1 protein-coding gene is annotated in these 948 nt (G+C 69.0%); it reads right to left on the minus strand.

What is annotated here, in order from left to right; genetic code table 11:
- A protein-coding gene (locus ABD774_RS21515) for an IS5 family transposase (protein WP_486327360.1) occupies positions 1-844 on the minus strand; the annotation gives its coding sequence in 2 pieces (ribosomal slippage) (positions 1-504 and positions 506-844; 843 coding nt in all).
- Positions 845-948: the final 104 nt, after the last annotated feature.

Here is a 948-nt window from a genome sequence, read left to right on the forward strand (position 1 = left end):
CTAGGGCGTGTCTCTTAATGCCTTGAGCCAGATGGTGATGGCGCGCAGGACGACGCCGCCGCGGTAGGTCAGGGCGAGCTTGTCGTAGCGGGTGGCCAGGGCTCGCCACTGCTTGAAGACGTTGAAGGAGCGCTCGACGACGTTGCGCCGCTTGTAGGCCTCGGAGTCGTAGGAGACGGGCCGTCCGCCCCTGGACCCGCGGCGTTTGCGGTTGGCGATCTGGTCGGCGCGTTCGGGGATGACGGCCTGGATTCCGCGCCGGCGCAGCAGCGCCCGGTTCGCCCTCGAGGAGTAGGCCTTGTCGGCCAGCGCCCGCACCGGCGTCGTCCGCGGCCGGCCCGAGCCGACCCGGGGCACGCTCAGGGAATCGATGACGTGCTCGAACATCGGAGAGTCCCCGCCCTGGCCCGGGCCGAGCAGCATCACAAGCGGGCGCATGTTCCCGTCGCACAGGTGGTGGATCTTGGTGCTCAGCCCGCCGCGGGAGCGGCCGATCGCGTGGTCAGGCGGCTCCTCGCGCAGTTTCATGTAATTCGACAGGTCCCCCTGTGTCCCGCGGCAGGTTCGTGGCGTGCTGGTGGGCACGGTTGACCGTGGAGTCGATCGAGACCTCCCAGTCGATCAGCCCGGCCGCGTCGGCGTGGGCCAGCAGCGTGGACAGGATCTTGTCCCAGGTGCCGTCCCCGCTGAAGCGGCGGTGGCGCTTCCAGACCGTCTGCCACGGACCGAAGCACTCGGGCAGGTCACGCCACGGGATCCCGACCCGGTAGCGGTAGATGATTCCCTCGACCACCATCCGGTGGTCCCGGAACGGCCGACCCCGGCGGCCATCCAGGGACGGCATCAACGGCTCGATCAACTCCCACTGGGCATCCGTCAGCACGGCAGTACGCGACACCCCCGCAGCGTTTCAGCCCAAGGGCTCGACTATTGGGAGACACGCCCTAG

The organism is Georgenia daeguensis (genome assembly GCF_039537705.1).
Lineage (GTDB): Bacteria > Actinomycetota > Actinomycetes > Actinomycetales > Actinomycetaceae > Georgenia > Georgenia daeguensis.